A 17,547-nucleotide genomic window follows, 5' to 3' on the forward strand; every position below is an offset into this window, starting at 1 on the left:
AACCCGGTGTGCGTGGATCGTCAGTTAATGAAGGTGAGCACTGACATGCGTACCCGGATACGGGCCGGGGATCCGAGCGCGTTCGCCGAGCTGTACGACAGCTACGCACGCGCCGTCTACAACCACGCCTTCCGCCTCACCGCCGACTGGTCCGCGGCGGAGGACGTGATGGCCGAGACCTTCATGGAGGCGTGGCGGCTGCGTGACCGGGTCGACGCCGAGGGCGGCAGCCTGCGGCCGTGGCTGCTCGGCGTGGCGATCAACGTCGCCCGTGGCCACCATCGCAGCAACCGGCGCTACCGGGCGGCGGCGAACGCCGCCGCGGAGGCCGAGACGGCGCTGCCCGACCACGCCGACGAGGTGGCGGGCCGGCTCGACGACCGACGGCGTATCGCCGCCGCCCTGCGCGCGCTCGCCGCCCTGCGCAGACCCGAGCGCGAGGTCCTGACGCTGTGCCTCTGGGAGGGGCTGGAGTACACGGCCGCGGCCGAGGCGCTCGGCATCGCCGTCGGGACGGTGCGCTCCCGTCTCTCCCGCGCACGCGCCAAGCTGCGCAAGCTCACCGAGGCCGAACTCGGCGGCCAACTCGACGCCCGGGCGGCGCCGGTCCCGTACACGGACCACCGCGCCGAAGAACGCGCGGGAAAACCCGTACGAGGAAATCGGGAACTCGGCCGGCCGGATCGACAGACAAGAGGAGAACACATCCACTCGATCCGGCCCGTATCGGAAGGAAATCGATGAAAGCGACCCAGTCCCGGCAGAGTCCGGCCGAGTGGGAGGAGAGCGCGCCTCTCCTCCCGCAGACTGCGCGCGATCTCCCGGCGGGCCGTCACCAGTTCCACAAGGAGCGTTTGATGGCCCACATCCAGCAGGACACCCAGCGGGACGCGAACACCACGAAGGCCGCCCCCGCCCTGCCGAAGCCCCGAGGTCTCCGCCTGCTGCGTCCGGCGTTCGTGCTGCCCGCGATGGCTGTGGCCGGCGCGGTCGTCGCCGGAACGCTGCTGATCGACAGCGGCGTGCACAGCGATGGTCTCGCCACCGGACCCGCGGCGGTCGTCCCCGTCGGCGCCACGACCACCAAGGGCCTGCCGCAGCTGATCGACCAGGTCTCCCTGGCGGCGGCCGAGGAGACCCACCCCACGGTCGGGCCCGGTCAGTACGTCTACATCGAGTCCCAGGATTCCGGCACCTTCGTGAAGACGGCCGGCGACGACAGCAGCCTCGCCAGCTACGCGCTGCACCGGCGCCAGATCTGGCAGTCCGCCGACGGCACCAAGGGCTGGCTGATCGACGCGGCCGTCAACGACAGCGCCGAGGGCGAGACGCTGAGCCTGCCCGACGAGCAGGGCAACACCCCCGAGGCCGGCCTGAACCACCCGTCGTACGACTTCCTGGCCGGGCTGACCACCGACCCCGACGAGCTGCTGAAGGTGATCTACAAGGAGACCGCGGGGCAGGGCAACACCCCCGACCAGGAGGCGTTCACCACGATCGGTGACCTGCTCGGCGAGAGCTACCCGCCCGCGAAGCTCTACCCGGCCCTGTTCAAGGCCGCCGCGAAGATCCCGGGCGTGGTCGTGGTGAACGACGCCAAGGACGCGCTCGGCCGCTCGGGCGTCGCGGTGGCGCGGCTGGACGAGACCAGCGGCGAACGCGAGGAGTGGATCTTCGACAAGAAGACCCACGTCTTCCTCGGCGAGCGGACCGTGCAGGTCAAGTCGGTCACGCAGGACGGCGTCGTCATCAAGCCCGGCACCGTCCGCGGCATCAGCGCCATCACCGAGCGCGCGATCGTCGACGGCATGAAGCAGACCCCCGAGCAGAAGGGCTGAGGTCCCGGTCGACAAGGCCCGTCCGGCGGAGCGACAGCCCCTAGTCGCAGCCGGGCGGGTTCTTCTCGGCCGGCACGAACTGGAGGGTGGGCATGCCCGCCGCGTCGAAGTCGGCGGTGTCCGGGCCGATCAGGGTCATGTAGCCGGAGAGCGTCTGGCTGTACCGCGGAGCACGTTCCCCCTTGACCTGCTCGACGCCGGGGAAGACCGTGTCGAGCGTCCACCAACGGCCTCCGAACTTGACCCACTTGATCCCGCAGTGCGTATAGATGTCGTACGGGTACGGCTTGTGCTGCACGGGCTTGGCCGGACCCTCCTTCCAATGGCCCGCCTCGGGGGTGCGGGCGGGCAGGGTGGGGCCGTGGTAGCCCTCGGCGGCCGGGGTGTCGGTCAGGGACGAGCAGCCGGTGAGCAACAGCCCGGCGCTCAGGAGCAGGGTGGCGGCTCGGCGCGATGTCTTCATGGTCCCAGGACGCCCGGGGTTCACGTTCCGTTCGGTCCCGCGGGCTTCCGGCCGCGCCGGCCCCGGGCGGAGCAGCCCCTACCTCGCGCCGGTCGCCGGCGTCGCGGAGGCGTAGCCCTCGTCGGATCCCGCCGTGGCGCCCTCGGGGAGCTTCGGCGGCGTGTACTGCCCCAGGGGCGACCCGTCCGGATCCGGACGCACCGCGCCCAGCAGCGGGTTCGCCGCGATGGGAGACACCTTGATCTTCGACCCGGGCCGCGGCGCCTGCACCACCATTCCGTCGCCCAGGTAGAGGGCGACGTGCGTGGCCTCGGGGAAGTAGATCACCAGATCGCCGGGACGCAGCTCGTTCAGCGGGATCCTCGGGAGCCGGGCCCACTGCTCCTGGCTGGTGCGGGGGATGGGACGGCCGGCCCGCTCCCAGGCCTGCGACGTCAGTCCCGAGCAGTCGTAGGCCGCCGGACCCTCGGCGCCCCACTCGTACGGCTTCCCGATCTGCTCGACGGCGTAGCGCAGCGCCTCCTCGCCCTCCCGCGACGGCGGCCGCACGCTGCTGAGCGCGCCGGACGCCATGATCTTCTTCTGGGCCGTGGCCGTCCCCGACTTCACGAACCTGTCCAGCTCGGCGAGCTGCTCCGCGGTCAGTGAGGCGAGCAGCTTCTGGACGTCGTCGAGCCGCTCGCGCACCGCGTCCCGCTCCTTCTTCTGCCGTTCGGCGAGGGAGAGCTGACCGTCCAGCGCCTTCCGGGCAGCGCGCGCGAGCACGTCGATCCGCCGCTCGCTGCCCGTCACCCGCTGCACGGTCTCGGCCCGCTCCAGCGACAGCTGTCCGATCAGATGCCCCTGATCGAGGGCGTGCTGCGGATCCCGGGCGAGCAGCAGCCGTACGTACGTGGAGATCTCGCCGCTGCTCTGGTACTGCTGTCGGGCCAGGCGCCCCGCGGCGCCGCGGCTGTCGTGCAGGGAGAGGCGGGCCCTGGCGAGTCCGGCGTCGAGCCTGCCGACCTCCGCGCGCTTCTTCTTCAGCTTCTCGGCGGTCCCGTTGTACGTCTCGGTGGCGCGTTCGGCGTCCCGGTACAGCCGCTGAAGATCCGTCAGCAGCGAGGCGACGGACCGCTGGGCATCGGCTCCGGACCCCGGGCCGGGCTCCGGGACGGCCATCGCGGGCGCGGGCGAGAGCAGCATCCCGGCCGCCACCGCCCCCGTACAGACCAGACGCAGAAGCCTTGCTGACACGTCATCACCTCCGGTGCCGGGGTGGTCCGTCCACCACCCGTCTCGCACCGGCAGGATGGGGCGACCGCGGCCCGGGCGCGCGCCGGGTGACCGCTTCGGCCCAAGAAGGTCACTCGTCGGCGTTGCCGTCCGGCGTGGCGCCGCTCCTGCCCCGGCTGCCGTGCGTCCCCGAGGACCAGGGCCACTTGAACCGGCGTTCCGACGCGTCGGCCTCGGGGTCGTACTCGTACTTCCACCCCTGATGGAGCCCGAGCCGCTTGCTGGTGGCCGCCTGGACGCGCCGGTAGACCAGCACGGTGGGCTTCCCGCCGTTCGCGTCGGGCACCGGGATCCGGTACGTCTTCGGCGGGTGACCGGTGATCCCGAGCAGGACCGGCAGGACGCGGCCGTCCAGCGGGCCGCCGACAAAGGGGGTGTCTTCGCTCTTCACCGGACCAGTGTCACAGCAGGTGGGCCGCATCCCCGACAACGGGCAGCACCCGGCGGACCAGTGCCCCCACGATGCCGTCGGGGCTCTCCATCGCGAGCGAGGCCCGGACCACCGCCGCGGTCTGCGGATCGCGCCCCGCACTCGCCACGAGCGCGGCCACGAACTGCTCGACGAGCCAGTCCCGCAGCTCGTCCAGCGGGGGTTCCTTGTCCTCGTCGAGCCAGATCAGCGAGGCGGCCTCCACGGCCGTGATCCACATCCGTACGGTCATCCGCAGCCGGGGCCCGGGATCCTTCACCGCCAGATGATCGAGAATGTGCTCCGCCGCCGCCCTGCGGACCCCGTCGACTATGGCCGTGGTCCGTGAGGTCTCGATGACGCTGCCGCCCTGCAGCAGTGCGCTGAACCCGGCGTCGTGCTGGTCCACGAACGCGAGGTACCGGTCCAGGGCCCGGGAGAGCCGCTCGGTGAGCGGCCCCTCCGGAGGCTCCGCGAAGCAGTGCTCCAGCTCCTCGGCGGCGGACCGCAGGGCAGCCTCGTACAACTGCTGCTTGCCGCCCGGGAAGTACCGGTACACGAGCGGCCGCGACACCCCGGCCGCCTCCGCCACATCGTCCAGCGAGACCTCCTCGGGCACCCGCTGAGCGAACAGGGACAGCGCGGCTTCGAGCAGCTGACTGCGCCGCTCCTCGACGCTGAGCCGACGGTATGCGGGGGGAGGAGCCTGCGAGGTCATGTCGGGCAGCGTAACCGCCCGCCGTCCTGGGCAGCCCGGCACCGAACCCGCGGGAGCCGCTCAGGCCAGCAGCCCCGAGGACTTCCACAGCCGGCGCCCGGCCCCCCGCAGCACCCCGATGTCGTCCAGGAAGTCCGTCAGCCGCCCGGCCCCGGTCTGCATCACTTCCCGGCGGTGTCCACTGGCCTTGACCTGCGCCAGGGCCTCGCGCTTGTCGAGGCCGACGTTCGTGTAGACCTCGGGGTTGACGAAGGCCACCGAGAAGATGCGGGCGAACTCGCCCGACGTGATCCGGGTGAACTCCTGGGACCACCGCGGCGCCGTGACCATCTGCCGCCGCAGCTCCTCCCGGGCGTACCGGACGTGTCGCGCCTCCTCCACGACGTGGATCCGCGTGACACCCCGGACGAGGGTCTGCACCCGCTCGTCCGGGAACGTGAGCCGCTGCATCCAGTCGAGGATCTCCTCACCGAGCAGCGTCGCCGTGAAGGAACCCGGCGTGGTCGAGATGGTCTTGAAGAGCCGGCCCAGGTTGAGATGCGCCCGGCTCACCGGGTAGTACGGCGTGCCCCCGCGGGTGATCAGCCGGGCGAACATCTTCGAGTGCCGGCACTCGTCCTCGATCTCGGTCAGCGCGTACCGCACGTGCGCGCTCGTCGCCGCCTTGTCGTAGATGTGCCGCACCAGCAGCTGCATCAGGATGATCTCGAACCAGATGCCCAGCGACGCCAGCGCGGCGGCCTCGTGCTGGGAGAGGGCGATCCTCTGCTCCTCGCTCATCCGCCGCCACAGCGGGGTGTCGTACAGCGACACCAGCTCGGGCGGCCAGAACCACTTGCCCTCTTCGAAGGGCGCGTCCCAGTCGAGCTCCTTGTCGGGGTCGAAGGAGTGCTTGGCGGACGAGTCGAGGAGGCGCTCGGCCACCTGCTCCCGGTCCTTGAGCAGACCGAGCGCGTCACGGAGCACATCGGCTTCGGGCACCGTCGTCATGGCTGTTCCCACCTCGTCGTACGGGATCGCTTCAGGAGTTACCGGCGGTCACCACTTATGAGACTGCTTGTCAGCAAGCTCGTCAATCCCTTGTGCCGGACTTGTTGACGACGCGTCTACCCCGTGTGAGCCTGCGAGGTATGCCGACGCATGAGCTGTACGCCACGGACTCGGGAGATCCCCTCTGGCAGGTACCGGCCTCGGGGGCAGCGCGCTTCAGCTGGGAGTACGACGACGGTCGTGACCGGCTGCTCGCCCTCTACCAGAAGGGCAAGGACAAACAGTGGGACGGCCAGAAGCGCATCGACTGGGGTCTGGAGGTCGACCCCCTCGATCCGCTCGGCACCCCCGACGAGGCCATGACCCTGTACGGCACCCCGTACTGGGCGAGGATGACCGACCGGGACAAGGGTGAACTGCGCAAGCACTACGCCTCCTGGCAGTTCAGCCAGTTCCTGCACGGCGAACAGGGAGCCATGGTCTGCGCGGCGCGGATCGTCGAATCGGTCCCCGACCTGGACGCCAAGTTCTACTCGGCCACCCAGGTCATGGACGAGGCCCGGCACGCGGAGGTCTACGCCCGCTTCCTGCACGAGAAGATCGGCATGCTCTACCCGATCAACGACAACCTCCAGTCCCTCCTCGGCGACACCCTGCGCGATTCCCGCTGGGACATGCCCTACCTGGGCATGCAGGTCCTGATCGAAGGCCTGGCCCTGGCCGCCTTCGGGATGATCAGGGACACCACCGACAAGCCGCTGCCGAAGCAGATCCTGGCCTATGTGATGCAGGACGAGGCGCGGCATGTCGCCTTCGGCCGCATGGCCCTGCGCGACTACTACAAACAGCTCTCCGACGCCGAACTGCGCGAGCGCGAGGAATTCGTCATCGAGGGCTGCTACTTGATGCGGGACCGGCTGCGCGGCGTCGAGGTCCTGGAGAACTTCGGCATCCCGAAAGCGGCGGCCGAGGAGTACAGCGAGCAGTCCGAATTCCTGCACCTCTTCCGCCAGTTGCTCTTCAGCCGCATCGTCCCCTGCGTCAAGGACATCGGCCTGTGGGGCAAACGCCTCCAGCAGGCCTACGTCGACATGGGCGTCTTCGACATGGGCAACTCCAACCTGGACCTCCTGATGGCCCAGGACGAGGAGATCGCCGAAAGGCTGGACGCGGAACGGTTCGCCACGGAGGAACGGGAACGTGTCGCGGAGGTCGAGGAGATGATCGAGGAGGGGGCTCCGTAGAGGCCCGGAGCGGTCCAGGGCGCGGTGCCCGGGCCGGTCGCCGTGCCGCGGCCGCGCGTTGCCGGGAAGGCGTCCTGAAACGGCTCCCCGGCTCGGCGCCCGGGGGAGTCTAGGCCGTGGCCGGGGCCAGCGGCGGGAAGGGCGTCCGCAGGGTGAACGCGTCCTGTGTGGGCCCGTGTTCACGCAGACGCAGCAGGCGGGACTCGGCCTCCGCGACCGTCGGGCGGTGGCCGGCCGGGACCCACCACAGCACCGCCATGGCCTCCTCCAGACGCTCGAACCACTCCCGGCGTCGCGCCAGCAGCTCACGGTGCCGGCCCTGGTACATGAACGCCGTCAGCGCGTCCGTGTCGCGCCAGGTGGACATGTTGATGATCAGCCATTCGTCGCCGAGGACGGGAACGTCCGTGGCGTTGCCGGAGTCGCTCTGCAGTCGCCAGACGAATCCGTCCGCCGCGTCCGCGACGGCGTTCACGGGGTCGAGGGCTTCGACGAAGTCCTTCAACAGGGGTGATTCCAAAGGTGCTTTGAGGCGGCCGATGTTGACCTGGGCGAGCTCGTACGAGGCTGTCGACAGAGTCATGACCGAACGTTAGGTCGGCCGGGGCGGCGGCCACACCCCCGTCTCACGCAGTGAGAGAACGCCCCCTGGCCCACCAGGCCGACCATCTCCTCACCAACCCCCTGGCCATCCCCGCGCCGGCCCCCTGGCCATCCCCTCACCCACCCCGTCGCGACCCCAGCACCGCCTCCATCACCGCCCGCGCGATCGGCCCCGCGAACCCGCCCCCGGTGATGTCCCCCCGGTCCGCCGCCGCGTCCTCCACGACGACCGCGACGGCCACCGCGGGCTCCATGGAGTCGTCGGCCCGCGCCCAGGAGATGAACCAGGCGTACGGGGTGCCGGAGTTGCCGATGCCGTGCTGGGCGGTGCCGGTCTTTCCGCCGACGGTGGCGCCGGGAATGGCGGCCACGGTTCCCGTGCCGTCCTCCACCACGTCGGTCATCAGCTCGCGCATGCGCTGCGCCGTCGACGGGCTCATCGCCTGGTGGAGGGTCCGCGGTCCGGTCGTGGCCAGCGTCCCGCCACCCCGTGTGGTCGTCCTCTCCACCAGGTAGGGCGTCTTGACCGTGCCGTCCCCCGCCACGGCCGCCGAGATCATCGCCATCTGCAGCGGAGTCGCGCGGGTGTCGAACTGGCCGATGGAGGAGAGCGCCAGCTGCGCCTTGTCGAGCCGCAGGTCGAAATTGCTGGGCGCCACCGAGAAGGGGATGCGCAGCTTGCGGTCGTTGAAGCCGAAGTCCGCCGCCGTCCTCGTCATGGCGTCGAGCCCGACGTCGACGCCCAGTTTCGCGAAGACCGTGTTGCAGGACCAGGTGAAGGCGTACCGCAGGGAGGCGTCCTCGCAGCCCTCGATCTCGTTCGTGAGCCTCGTCGTGGTGCCGGGGAGCCGGTAGGGGTTCGGCGACCTGCTCGGCTCGTCCACGTCGCTCACCACGCCCGCGTCCAGCGCCGCCGCGGCGGTCACCACCTTGAACGTCGACCCCGGCGGATACGTCTGCCGGATCGCCCGGTTGAGCATCGGCTTGGCGGCCTCGCCGTTCAGCCGCTCCCACGCCTTCGACGCGGTCGGCCCCGTCCCGGACAGGTCCCCGGGATCGTACGACGGAGTGGAGACCAGTGCCAGGATCCGGCCGGTCGACGGCTCGATCGCGGCGACCGCACCCCGCCGGGAGCCGAGCCCCTCGAAGGCCGCGCGCTGCGCCGCCGCGTCGAGCGTGGTGACGACTTCGCCGCCCGGGTTCCGCGCCCGGGTGACGTCGTTCAGCAGCGGAAACGGGGCGAGCATCGGGTCGGCGCCGGACAGGATGCCGTCCTCGGTGCTCTCCAGCAGCGTCGTCCCGTACAACTGCGAGGCGAAGCCGGTGACGGACGCGTACAACGGGCCGTCCCGGTAGGTCCGTTCGTAGCGGAGCTGCTCGCCGGTGTCCTTGGAGCCGGTGACCGTGCGGCCGTCGACGACGATGTCGCCGCGGGGCTGGCCGTAACGGGCGATCGCCTGACGGCGGTTGGCGGGGTTGTGGTCGTGCGACGGGGCCTGGACGACCTGGACGCGGGCGGCGTTGACCAGGAGGGCGACCAGCAGCACGGCGCACAGTCCCATGGCCCGGCGGATGTATTTGGTCATGGCGCCGGTGTCCCGTCGTACTGACCGCGGGCGCAGTCGCTGATCCGGATCAGCAGCGCCACGATGATCCAGTTGGTGACGACCGAGGAGCCGCCCTGGGCGAGGAAGGGCATCGCCATGCCGGTCAGCGGGATCAGGCCGGTCACGCCACCCGCGATGACGAAGACCTGGAGGGCCACGATCGAGGCGAGGCCGATCGCGAGAAGCCGGCCGAAGGGGTCGCGCAGGGCGAGCCCCGCACGGTATCCGCGCTCCACGAGGAGGGCGTAGAGGAGGAAGATCGCGGACAGGCCGACCAGTCCGAGCTCCTCGCCCGCGGTCGCCAGGATGAAGTCGGACTTGGCGGCGAAGCCGATGAGGATCGAGTGGCCGAGCCCGAGGCCGGTGCCGAGCATCCCGCCGGCCGCGAACGCGAAGAGGGACTGGGCGAGTTGATTGGGGCCCCGGCCCGCGGTGATCGACGCGAAGGGGTCCAGCCAGTCCTGCACCCGGCTGTGCACATGCGGCTCCAGCCGGCCGACGGCGATCGCGCCGACACAGGCCAGCAGCAGCCCGACCGCGATCCAGCCGGTGCGGCCGGTGGCGACGTACAGCAGGATCACGAACAGGCCGAAGAAGAGCAGCGAGGTCCCGAGATCCCGCTCCAGGACCAGGACCAGCACGCTGAGCAGCCAGATCGCCACGATCGGGCCGAGGACACGGCCGGTGGGCAGCTGGAGCCGGCGGAACCGCCAGATCTGGCGGCCGCTGTAGGCGAGCGCGTTGCGGTTGGCGGCGAGGTAGCCGGCGAAGAAGACCGCGAGCAGTACCTTCGCGAACTCGCCCGGCTGGATGGAGAATCCGGCGATCCGGATCCAGATGCGGGCGCCGTTCACCGCCGGGAAGAAGATCGGCAGGACGAGCAGGGCGAGCGCGCAGACCACCGAAACGTAGGTGTAGCGCTGGAGGACGCGGTGGTCGCGCAGGAAGAGCACGGCGACGATGAAGAACGCGACTCCGAGCGTCGACCAGATCAGCTGGATGGGCGCCGCCTGGTCGGCCGGGGTCTCCAGGTCGAGCCGGTAGATCAGCACCAGGCCCAGGCCGTTGAGGAGGACGGCGATGGGCAGCAGCAGCGGATCGGCGTAGGGGGCCCGGAGGCGCACGGCGACGTGGGCGAGCAGCGCGAGCACGCCGAGCCCGGCGCCGTAACCGGCGGCGCCGGGCGGGACGGTGCCGTTCTTGGCGAGGCCGACAGCGCAGTAGCCGTACACGCAGAGCAGGACGGCGACGACGATGAGGGTGAACTCGATGCCACGGCGCCTGGGCAGGCGTTCGGCGGGAGGAGCCGGGTCCGCCGTAACGGCCGTTCCGGACATTCCGGGCTGGATCATGTCCGGAACGTAGCAAGCGGGCGACCCGATGTCCCGTCATGCGATGACGAACAGGCCGTTCCGGTTCGTCGTGTCAGCACCAGCGGGGGGACGGGCCGATGTTGTCGATGTAGCGCGCGGCGCCCCAGGCCCAGGTGCCGTCCGTGAGGAGGTACCAGAGAGGGTTGCCCTGGACGTTCTGGCCCGAGGTCTTGCAGTAGATGGAGACGGTCTCGCCGTACCGCGCGACGCGGATCAACTGACTGCCGCGGGTCGGGGCGCTGCGCAGGGCCAGCCCGTCGCGGGCGGTGATCCTGCCCCTGTACAGGCGCGGGTCGTTCTGGTTGTTGTTGCCGGTCGCCGGTTCGCGGCCGTCGCCCCCGCCACCGTTGTTCCAGGTCTGGCCGTTCCCGCCGCCACCGTTGTTCCAGGTCTGGCCGTTCCCGCCGCCACCGTTGTTCCAGGTCTGGCCGCCGTCGCCGCCACCACCGTTGTTCTGGCCGTCACCGCCGCCACCGCCGTTGTTCCAGGTCTGGCCGGTGCCGCCGTCACCGCCGCCACCGGTGCCCTGTTGGGCGCCGTCCCCGCCGGTGCCGCCGTTGTTCCATGTTGTCTGGCCGTCACCCCCGCCACCGGTGCCCTGCTGGGCGCCGTCCCCGCCGGTGCCGCCGTTGTTCCAGGTCTGGCCGGTGCCGCCGTCACCGCCGCCGTTGCTCCACTCCTGGGTGCCACCGCTTCCGGAGCCCCCATCGCCGTCGGCGAGGGCGGGGGTGGCCGCGGCGAGGGCGACGAGGCTGCCGGCGGCGAGCGTTATACCGATTCGGGTGTACGTGGATCGCAGGGACATGGGGGGCTCCTCCGGAAAGGGGGTGAACCTGACTTATCGCCACATTAGGATCGGGAGCCGGAGAGCGCAGTTCACACTCCGCCATCGGAGACGCCGGGCTCCTCCCACCCGCCCTGAGGGAGCGTCAGCGTCGCCACCGCTCCGCCGTCCGGGGCGTTGGCGAACGTCAGGCGTGCGCCCAGCACCTGCGCCTGGCCGAGCGCGATGGTCAGGCCGAGGCCGTGGCCCTTCGAACCGCCGTCGGTCCGGAAACGCTGCGGCCCGTGCTCCACGAGGTAGCCCGGATAGCCGTCCCCGTGGTCCCGGACGGTGACGACCGGGCCGTCCAGGGTCAGGACCACCGGCCCCCTGCCGTGCCTGTGGGCGTTGGCCACCAGATTCCCGAGCACCCGCTCCAGCCGGCGCCGGTCGGTCTCGACCCGCGCACCCCGCACCACCCGGACCGCCGTGTCGGTCCCCGACGCACGCACCACCCGCTCGGCCAGCGGCGCCAACGGCTCCGAGTCCAGCTCCAGACGCTCGCTGCGGGCGTCCAGGCGGGAGATCTCCAGAAGGTCCTCGGTGAGGGTGCGCAGCGCGGCCACCCGGTCGCGCACCAGCTCCGTCGGCCGCCCCGGCGGGAGCAGTTCGGCCGCCGCGTGCAGCCCGGTCAGCGGAGTGCGCAGCTCGTGCGCCACATCGGCGGTGAACCGCTGCTCGCTCAGCAGCTTGCCCTGCAACGACGACGCCATCGTGTCGAGGGCGCCGGCGACCGCGGCCACCTCGTCCTGCGGCCGCCTCGGATCCTGGGCGCGCGGGTCGTCGACGCGCGCGTCCAGGTCGCCTCCGCTGATCCGGCGCGCCACCCGCGCCGTCGCGTGCAGCCGACGGGTCACCCGTGTCACCGCGAACGCCCCCACCAGCAGCGTCACGCCGATCGCCAGCGCCGACGACCACACGATCGCCCGGTCCAGCGCGTCGATGGTGTGCGCGCCCTGGGCGTAGTCGTACTGGACGGCAAGCGCGCGTCCACCGTCGGCGGGCCCGGCCGCCCACATCGTGGGGTGCGTGTCGTGCTCGCCGACCATCGAACCGCGCTTCCCGTCCACCGCCAGCTGCCGCAGTCGCGCGGGCAGCCCGGGAGGGTCGAGGCCCGCGCCCGGCGGCAGCCGGTCTCCCGCCTCGTAGGCCGCCGTGACGTCGGTGAGCCGGTCCAGCGCGCGGCCGCGCGCCTCGCCGACGGTCTGGTCGGTCACCGAGACATGCACGAGGACGCCCAGCAGGGCGGCCAGACCGCAGCACATCACCGCGATGAACGCGGCCGCCTTCCAGGTCAGGGTGGCGGTCCACCGCGGCAGGCGCGGGGGCCGCCTCATGAGCCCTCTCATGAGCCGCTCGCGGACGGGGAGAGCGTGGGTGAGACGGAGAGCGAGGGGGTGACGGAGGGGAGGCCGACGGTGTGGGCCGGCCCGGCGGTGTCGCCGGTCCGATCCGCAGGATCTCGTCGCGGGCCGCCAGCATCGCGTCCTGGTGCGGATCCCAGGACCAGACCGTACGGAACTTGTATCCCGGCAGGGTCGAGGGCGAGCGGATGATCACGTCACGGCCCGCGAGCTCCACGCTGACCACGCTGTCCGAGGTGCCCATGACCTGCACCAGCCGGTGGCGCAGGAACGCGTACACCCGTACCGCCAACTGGTGGGCGGGGAAACGGATGCCGAGCACCATGTCGTCCTTCCCGTCGCCCGTGAGATCCCGGTAGTACGCCTGGAGGACCGGGCATTTCCCGCCCCGCGTGCCGCCCTCCCCGCAGTCCTCGAGCTGCCGGACCGTCTGGGCGTACATCGCGTGCGGCCCGCTGTAGTCGTCGGGATGGGCGGCGACCTCGGCGCGCACCACGGCCACCGGATCGACCTCGTGGATGTCGTCGCCGGGAGCCGTGACGCCCTTGACGGTCTCGGTGTCCGCCTCGCCGTAGTCGATCGCGGGCGTCGAGGCGGGCGGCAGCTGCGGCCACAGTCTGGTCGGGCCGACGGCGGTGGGGGTCGCGCCCGCGTCGCGCGGAGCGCCGGAGTCGCCGCAGCCCGCCAGGGACGCCGCCAGCACGGCGGCGACGGCGGCGCCGAGGACGGCGCGTCGGGGGCCGCCCGTCCCGCGCGCGAGGCGGCTGTGGATCACTGCGCTCCTGTGTCCGGGCCGCCCCGTGCGCGATGCGCTGCCGCGCCGCTACCGCACGAGATCGGCGAAGGAAGTGCTGCCGTCGGCGCGGTGGCCGTTCACGAGGGCCCCGCGCCGGGCCATCGGGCACGGCTCGGGACGACCGGCCGTCGCCTCGTACACCTTATTCACACAGAAGTGCCTATTCACACAGAAGTCCTTTTTGTTCACCCAGGTCCTGGTCATGCGCCCGAGCGCTCCTACTCCGCGAGTTCCTCGAGGAGGCGTGCCGTGGTGAGCCCGGCCCGCAGGTACTCCACGAAGAGTTCGTTGTGCAGCGCCCAGGGCGAGCGCCGGGCCCTGATCAGCTCTATCGCGTCGTCGGTGGTGTGCCCCGCGAGGACGAGCGCGTGCGCGACGACCAGCCCCGAGCGGTTGTAGCCGTGGTAGCAGCGGACGAGCACCCGGCGCCCGTCCTCCAGAGCGTCGTCCGCGGCCCGCGCGAGCCGCATGACCCCCGTGAGCTGCGTACCGTCCAACGGTCCGTCCGGTATCGGCCACACATAGTGTTCGACCCCCGGGTCGGGCCCGTGCCCCGGCAGCCGCAGCAGCGTCAGGACCAGGTCGAACTCATCGCGTACGACGGCGGATTCGGTCTGCCCCGAACGCCCCGCGAACTCGTGGCCGCCCATCCACAGGCCGGGCACGATCTCGCTCCATGGGCTGTCCGGGGACGGAACATCCGGATACTTCCTGCGAGTCCGCAACGGGGCCTCCCACCCAACTCCCCCAACTGCTCCCAAAGGTAACCGGGTTCTTGCCCCTGGAGCACCCCGCCTGTTCCCATGGTCGTGGGGTGATGGTGCATGAACGGACTGCGCGTCATACCGGCCTGGCGCCACGGACAGGAGCGCCTGTACGTGTGCCTGACCGACGGGAGGAACGTCGCCTGGTACGACCGTGAGGCGGCCCGGGTCAACCTGCTCAGCGAGGACCGGCGTGAGGACGTGCTCGACGTGCTGGGCCCGTTCCTGACCGGCCCGGTGACGGTCGGGCCGCCCCCCGTCCCCACCCCGGCCGAACTGGCCCGGCTGACACTCCACCCGGACGACGACCTCGCGCCGAACCGGCCCGGCGAGGCCCTGCTGATCGCCCTCGACCGCGACCCGGGCCCGGCGCGCCGGCTGCGCCCCGACCCGCGCCGCCACGCGCTCGCCGCCGAGGAGATCGTCGGCGCGGCCCTCGACCGGCTGGAGGAGGGCGGCTGGCACACCCTGCACTCGATCCCGCTCCCGGGCGGAGACCGCGTCCATCACCTGGCGATCGGCCCCGCCGGCCTCTTCTGCGTCCACGCGCTGTACGCCCGCAAGCAGCGCGTCCGGGTCGCCCACCCGATGGTCGCCGTCGGACGCCGCGAACCGCACCCGCTGCTCCGCCGGGTCCGCGCGGGCGCCGACCGCGCGTCCCATGCCCTGACGGCCGAGGTCCACGCCGTCCTCGCCGTGGTCGGCCCCGCCGGCCTGGACGCGCCCGCGCCACCGCGCGGGGTCCGCGTCCTGCGGGACACCGACCTCGCGGGCCTCGCCCGGCTCGGCGGGGTGCTCAAGCCGGCGGACGTGGAGGCCCTGCACGCGATGGCCCGGGACCGGCACACCTGGCAACGGGTATGAGCCGTACGCGTACGCTCCGTGAGGCCTCCCCGTACGCGTACGCTCCGTGAGCCTCCGCCGGGGCGTTCAGGGCAGCGGGCTCGCGCGGTCCGGGTCGAACAGCGGGGCCAGCAGGTCGCCGAACTCCCGCACGCGGGATGCGATGTCCGGTGCCCGGAAGACCAGCCGGTCCGGTGTCCCGCACGCCTCGACCTCGTCCCAGGTCACGGGCGCCGAGACCGTGGGCTCCGCCCGCGCCCTGAGCGTGTAGGGGGTGGCCGTCGTCTTGCGGCCGGCGTTCTGGCTCCAGTCGACGAACACCTTCCCGGGCCGCAGGCTCCGTGTCATCCGGTGCACGACCTGTCGGGGCAGCGCCTTCTCCGCCTCCACGGCCAGTTCCTTCGCGTATGCGCTGACATCGGCGGAGGGGGTCGGCGCGACGGCGGCCAGCAGATGCAGCCCCTTCGACCCGGACGACTTCGCGTACGCCTCGATCCCGTCGCCGGCCAGCCGCTCGCGCAGCCACAACGCCACCTCGCAGCACTCCACGACCGTCGCCGGCGCCCCCGGATCGAGGTCGAAGACGATCCGGTCGGCGATCCCGGGTGTGCCGATCGTCCACTGCGGCGTGTGGAACTCGGTCACGAGGTTCGCCGCCCACATGAGCGAGGCCAGGTCCTGGACGAGGACCATGCGCGCGGGCCCCTCGGTGCGCGGCACCTCGGCCGTTCTGACCCAGGCGGGCGTACCGGGCGGCACGTTCTTGGTGAAGAAGAGCTGCCCGTCCGGCCCGTCGGGATACCGGAGGAAGGAGACCGGCCGGTCACGCAGATGGGGGAGCAGTACGTCCGCCACGGTGGCGTAGTAGTGCAGCACCTCGCCCTTGGTGAAGCCGGTGGCCGGATGGAGGACCTTCTCCAGGTTGGTGAGCGCGAGCCTTCTGCCCTCCACCTCCGTGATCGGCGTCATACGATGAGAATCCCACGAAAAAGGCATGAAAACGGCTCAAAGTGATCGGAAGGGTGCTGCACGTGCGATCCATCTGGAACGGCGCCATCTCCTTCGGCCTGGTCAGCATCCCCATCAAGGTCGTGAACGCCACCGAGAGCCACTCGATCTCCTTCCGCCAGATCCACCTCGACGACGGCGGCCGCATCCGCTATCGCAAGGTCTGCGAGCTGGAGGACAGCGAGGTCTCGACGGCGGAGATCGGCAAGGCCTACGAGGACGCGGACGGCACACTGATCCCGATCACGGACGAGGATCTGGCATCGCTCCCGATCCCGACCGCCCGGACGATCGAGATCGTGGCCTTCGTCCCGGCCGACCGGATCGACCCGCTCCAGATGGACACGGCGTACTACCTTTCCGCGAACGGCGTTCCGGCCGCCAAGCCGTACGTCCTGCTGCGCGAGGCCCTCAAGCGCAGCCAGAAGGTCGCGGTGGCGAAATTCGCGCTGCGCGGGCGGGAGCGGCTCGGCATGCTGCGCGTCGTCGGCGACGTGATCGCCATGCACGGCCTGCTCTGGCCGGACGAGATCCGGGCCACCGACGAGGTCGCCCCGGACGCCGACGTCACCGTCCGCGACAAGGAACTCGACCTGGCCGACGCCCTGATGGACACGCTCGGCGAGGTCGACCTCGCGGACCTGCACGACGACTACCGCGAAGCCGTGGAGGAACTCGTCACGGCCAAGGCCGAGGGTCACGAGGCACCCGCCGCCCCCTCCGGGGAGAAGTCCGGCGGCAAGGTGCTGGACCTGATGGCCGCCCTGGAGAAGAGCGTGCGCGCGGCCAAGGAGTCGCGGGGCGAGGAGACCGACGAGGCCGAGGAGACCACCGGGACCGGCGAGGACGCCGAGGTCACCCACATGCCGGCCCGCAAGTCCGCCACCCGCGGACCGGCCCGTACGGCGCCCAAGGAGGTCGGCGGGAAGAAGACGACGTCCACGGCGAAGAAGGCGGCGGCCAAGAAGACCGCGGCGAAGAAGTCGACAGCGAGGAAGTCGACGGCGAAGGAGTCCACCGCCAAGACGACAGCCAAGACGACCGCCAAAACGACAGCCAAGACGGCCGACGGTGGCACCGCGAAGTCGACCGGCGGCACGGCCGGCTCCCGGACGTCGGCCAAGAAGACCGCCGCCAAGAAGACGACCACGAAGAAGTCGGCACCGCGTAAGCGGGCGTCCGCGTAACGCCCGGTGCCGGGTGCGGGCTGTCGGGTGCCGGTGCCGGGTAAGCGAGTGTCCGGCGCTCGACGCCCGTGCAGTTGCCGGTCTCCGGTGGTCTTGGGGGAGCGGGATGGGGCTCGGGCGCTCGGGATGAGGCTCGGTGCCCGGTGCCTTCCGGCGGTACAGGCCCCTGCGACTGCCTCTTCCCGTTCCAGGAGGGGCCGGAGGGTGCCCACTGCGGAGCAGGACGCGAGGACGGGCGAGGC

Annotated in this window: 18 protein-coding genes; 5 read left to right on the forward strand and 13 right to left on the reverse strand. The window is 71.4% G+C overall.

The features are described from left to right. Positions 1-45: 45 nt before the first annotated feature. Together OG788_RS30055 and OG788_RS30060 are read left to right on the forward strand one after the other, a co-directional pair. Complete coding sequence (locus OG788_RS30055) at positions 46-744, forward strand: RNA polymerase sigma factor (RefSeq protein WP_406374473.1); 699 nt, start codon at positions 46-48, stop codon at positions 742-744. After that, positions 741-1,838, forward strand: a complete 1,098-nt coding sequence (locus OG788_RS30060) for a CU044_5270 family protein (protein WP_406374474.1) — start codon at positions 741-743, stop codon at positions 1,836-1,838. Before OG788_RS30055 ends, OG788_RS30060 begins: the two co-directional genes overlap by 4 nt. Positions 1,839-1,878: 40 nt before the next feature. Here the strand turns inward: OG788_RS30060 and OG788_RS30065 are convergent, their stop codons facing one another. The 5 genes from OG788_RS30065 to OG788_RS30085 form a co-directional block, all read right to left on the reverse strand. Beyond that, on the reverse strand, positions 1,879-2,301 hold the full coding sequence (locus OG788_RS30065; RefSeq protein WP_406374475.1) for a hypothetical protein: 423 nt from the start codon (positions 2,299-2,301) through the stop codon (positions 1,879-1,881). A gap of 78 nt (positions 2,302-2,379) precedes the next feature. Next, entirely contained in the window at positions 2,380-3,537 is a 1,158-nt protein-coding gene (locus tag OG788_RS30070) for an NlpC/P60 family protein (RefSeq protein WP_406374476.1), read from the reverse strand. 109 nt (positions 3,538-3,646) lie between these two features. Then, on the reverse strand, positions 3,647-3,967 hold the full coding sequence (locus tag OG788_RS30075) for a hypothetical protein (protein WP_351547447.1): 321 nt from the start codon (positions 3,965-3,967) through the stop codon (positions 3,647-3,649). 10 nt (positions 3,968-3,977) lie between these two features. After that, entirely contained in the window at positions 3,978-4,703 is a 726-nt protein-coding gene (locus tag OG788_RS30080) for a TetR/AcrR family transcriptional regulator (RefSeq protein WP_406374477.1), read from the reverse strand. Positions 4,704-4,763: 60 nt separating this feature from the next. Then, entirely contained in the window at positions 4,764-5,693 is a 930-nt protein-coding gene (locus tag OG788_RS30085; RefSeq protein WP_406374478.1) for a diiron oxygenase, read from the reverse strand. A 140-nt stretch (positions 5,694-5,833) separates the two neighbouring features. On the opposite strand from OG788_RS30085, the gene OG788_RS30090 reads away from it, so the two are divergent. After that, on the forward strand, positions 5,834-6,937 hold the full coding sequence (locus OG788_RS30090; protein ID WP_406374479.1) for a ferritin-like domain-containing protein: 1,104 nt from the start codon (positions 5,834-5,836) through the stop codon (positions 6,935-6,937). Between the two features lie 109 nt (positions 6,938-7,046). Here OG788_RS30090 and OG788_RS30095 read toward each other — a convergent pair whose 3' ends face one another. The 7 genes from OG788_RS30095 to OG788_RS30125 all read right to left on the reverse strand — a co-directional run bounded on the left by OG788_RS30095 (position 7,047) and on the right by OG788_RS30125 (position 14,228). Next, on the reverse strand, positions 7,047-7,520 hold the full coding sequence (locus OG788_RS30095) for a DUF3291 domain-containing protein (RefSeq protein WP_351547436.1): 474 nt from the start codon (positions 7,518-7,520) through the stop codon (positions 7,047-7,049). A 136-nt stretch (positions 7,521-7,656) separates the two neighbouring features. After that, positions 7,657-9,126, reverse strand: a complete 1,470-nt coding sequence (locus tag OG788_RS30100) for a penicillin-binding transpeptidase domain-containing protein (protein ID WP_406374480.1) — start codon at positions 9,124-9,126, stop codon at positions 7,657-7,659. Then, entirely contained in the window at positions 9,123-10,499 is a 1,377-nt protein-coding gene (locus tag OG788_RS30105) for an FtsW/RodA/SpoVE family cell cycle protein (RefSeq protein WP_406374481.1), read from the reverse strand. Before OG788_RS30105 ends, OG788_RS30100 begins: the two co-directional genes overlap by 4 nt. A 73-nt stretch (positions 10,500-10,572) precedes the next feature. Next, positions 10,573-11,325, reverse strand: coding sequence for an SH3 domain-containing protein (locus OG788_RS30110; protein WP_406374482.1), 753 nt, complete (start codon positions 11,323-11,325; stop codon positions 10,573-10,575). 71 nt (positions 11,326-11,396) lie between these two features. Then, positions 11,397-12,680, reverse strand: a complete 1,284-nt coding sequence (locus OG788_RS30115) for an ATP-binding protein (RefSeq protein WP_406374483.1) — start codon at positions 12,678-12,680, stop codon at positions 11,397-11,399. 850 nt (positions 12,681-13,530) lie between these two features. Further along, the gene (locus OG788_RS30120) at positions 13,531-13,653 is read right to left on the reverse strand and encodes a hypothetical protein (protein ID WP_406374484.1); all 123 of its coding nucleotides are present in this window, start codon (positions 13,651-13,653) and stop codon (positions 13,531-13,533) included. A 68-nt stretch (positions 13,654-13,721) separates the two neighbouring features. Beyond that, the gene (locus tag OG788_RS30125) at positions 13,722-14,228 is read right to left on the reverse strand and encodes a dual specificity protein phosphatase family protein (RefSeq protein WP_406374485.1); all 507 of its coding nucleotides are present in this window, start codon (positions 14,226-14,228) and stop codon (positions 13,722-13,724) included. A gap of 99 nt (positions 14,229-14,327) precedes the next feature. Between OG788_RS30125 and OG788_RS30130 the strand changes: the two genes are divergently transcribed. Continuing rightward, positions 14,328-15,131: a nuclease-related domain-containing protein gene (locus OG788_RS30130; RefSeq protein WP_406374486.1), complete on the forward strand. Its 804-nt coding sequence runs from the start codon at positions 14,328-14,330 to the stop codon at positions 15,129-15,131. 66 nt (positions 15,132-15,197) lie between these two features. Here the strand turns inward: OG788_RS30130 and ligD are convergent, their stop codons facing one another. Next, positions 15,198-16,079: a non-homologous end-joining DNA ligase gene (gene ligD, locus OG788_RS30135; RefSeq protein WP_351547417.1), complete on the reverse strand. Its 882-nt coding sequence runs from the start codon at positions 16,077-16,079 to the stop codon at positions 15,198-15,200. Between the two features lie 53 nt (positions 16,080-16,132). On the opposite strand from ligD, the gene OG788_RS30140 reads away from it, so the two are divergent. Continuing rightward, a complete protein-coding gene (locus tag OG788_RS30140; protein ID WP_406374487.1) occupies positions 16,133-17,305 on the forward strand; it encodes a Ku protein in 1,173 nt (390 codons plus the stop codon). Positions 17,306-17,547: the final 242 nt, after the last annotated feature.

Source organism: Streptomyces sp. NBC_00647, from assembly GCF_045207245.1.
Taxonomy (GTDB): domain Bacteria; phylum Actinomycetota; class Actinomycetes; order Streptomycetales; family Streptomycetaceae; genus Streptomyces.

Bases quoted from the DNA above. Each gene is read 5' to 3' on its own strand.
- OG788_RS30105 (WP_406374481.1), bottom strand. From the start codon at position 10,499: ATGATCCAGCCCGGAATGTCCGGAACGGCCGTTACGGCGGACCCGGCT.
- OG788_RS30080 (WP_406374477.1), bottom strand. From the start codon at position 4,703: ATGACCTCGCAGGCTCCTCCCCCCGCATACCGTCGGCTCAGCGTCGAG.
- OG788_RS30055 (WP_406374473.1), top strand. From the start codon at position 46: ATGCGTACCCGGATACGGGCCGGGGATCCGAGCGCGTTCGCCGAGCTG.
- ligD (WP_351547417.1), bottom strand. From the start codon at position 16,079: ATGACGCCGATCACGGAGGTGGAGGGCAGAAGGCTCGCGCTCACCAAC.
- OG788_RS30115 (WP_406374483.1), bottom strand. From the start codon at position 12,680: ATGAGGCGGCCCCCGCGCCTGCCGCGGTGGACCGCCACCCTGACCTGG.
- OG788_RS30060 (WP_406374474.1), top strand. From the start codon at position 741: ATGAAAGCGACCCAGTCCCGGCAGAGTCCGGCCGAGTGGGAGGAGAGC.
- OG788_RS30065 (WP_406374475.1), bottom strand. From the start codon at position 2,301: ATGAAGACATCGCGCCGAGCCGCCACCCTGCTCCTGAGCGCCGGGCTG.
- OG788_RS30095 (WP_351547436.1), bottom strand. From the start codon at position 7,520: ATGACTCTGTCGACAGCCTCGTACGAGCTCGCCCAGGTCAACATCGGC.
- OG788_RS30090 (WP_406374479.1), top strand. From the start codon at position 5,834: ATGCCGACGCATGAGCTGTACGCCACGGACTCGGGAGATCCCCTCTGG.
- OG788_RS30100 (WP_406374480.1), bottom strand. From the start codon at position 9,126: ATGACCAAATACATCCGCCGGGCCATGGGACTGTGCGCCGTGCTGCTG.
- OG788_RS30130 (WP_406374486.1), top strand. From the start codon at position 14,328: ATGAACGGACTGCGCGTCATACCGGCCTGGCGCCACGGACAGGAGCGC.
- OG788_RS30085 (WP_406374478.1), bottom strand. From the start codon at position 5,693: ATGACGACGGTGCCCGAAGCCGATGTGCTCCGTGACGCGCTCGGTCTG.
- OG788_RS30110 (WP_406374482.1), bottom strand. From the start codon at position 11,325: ATGTCCCTGCGATCCACGTACACCCGAATCGGTATAACGCTCGCCGCC.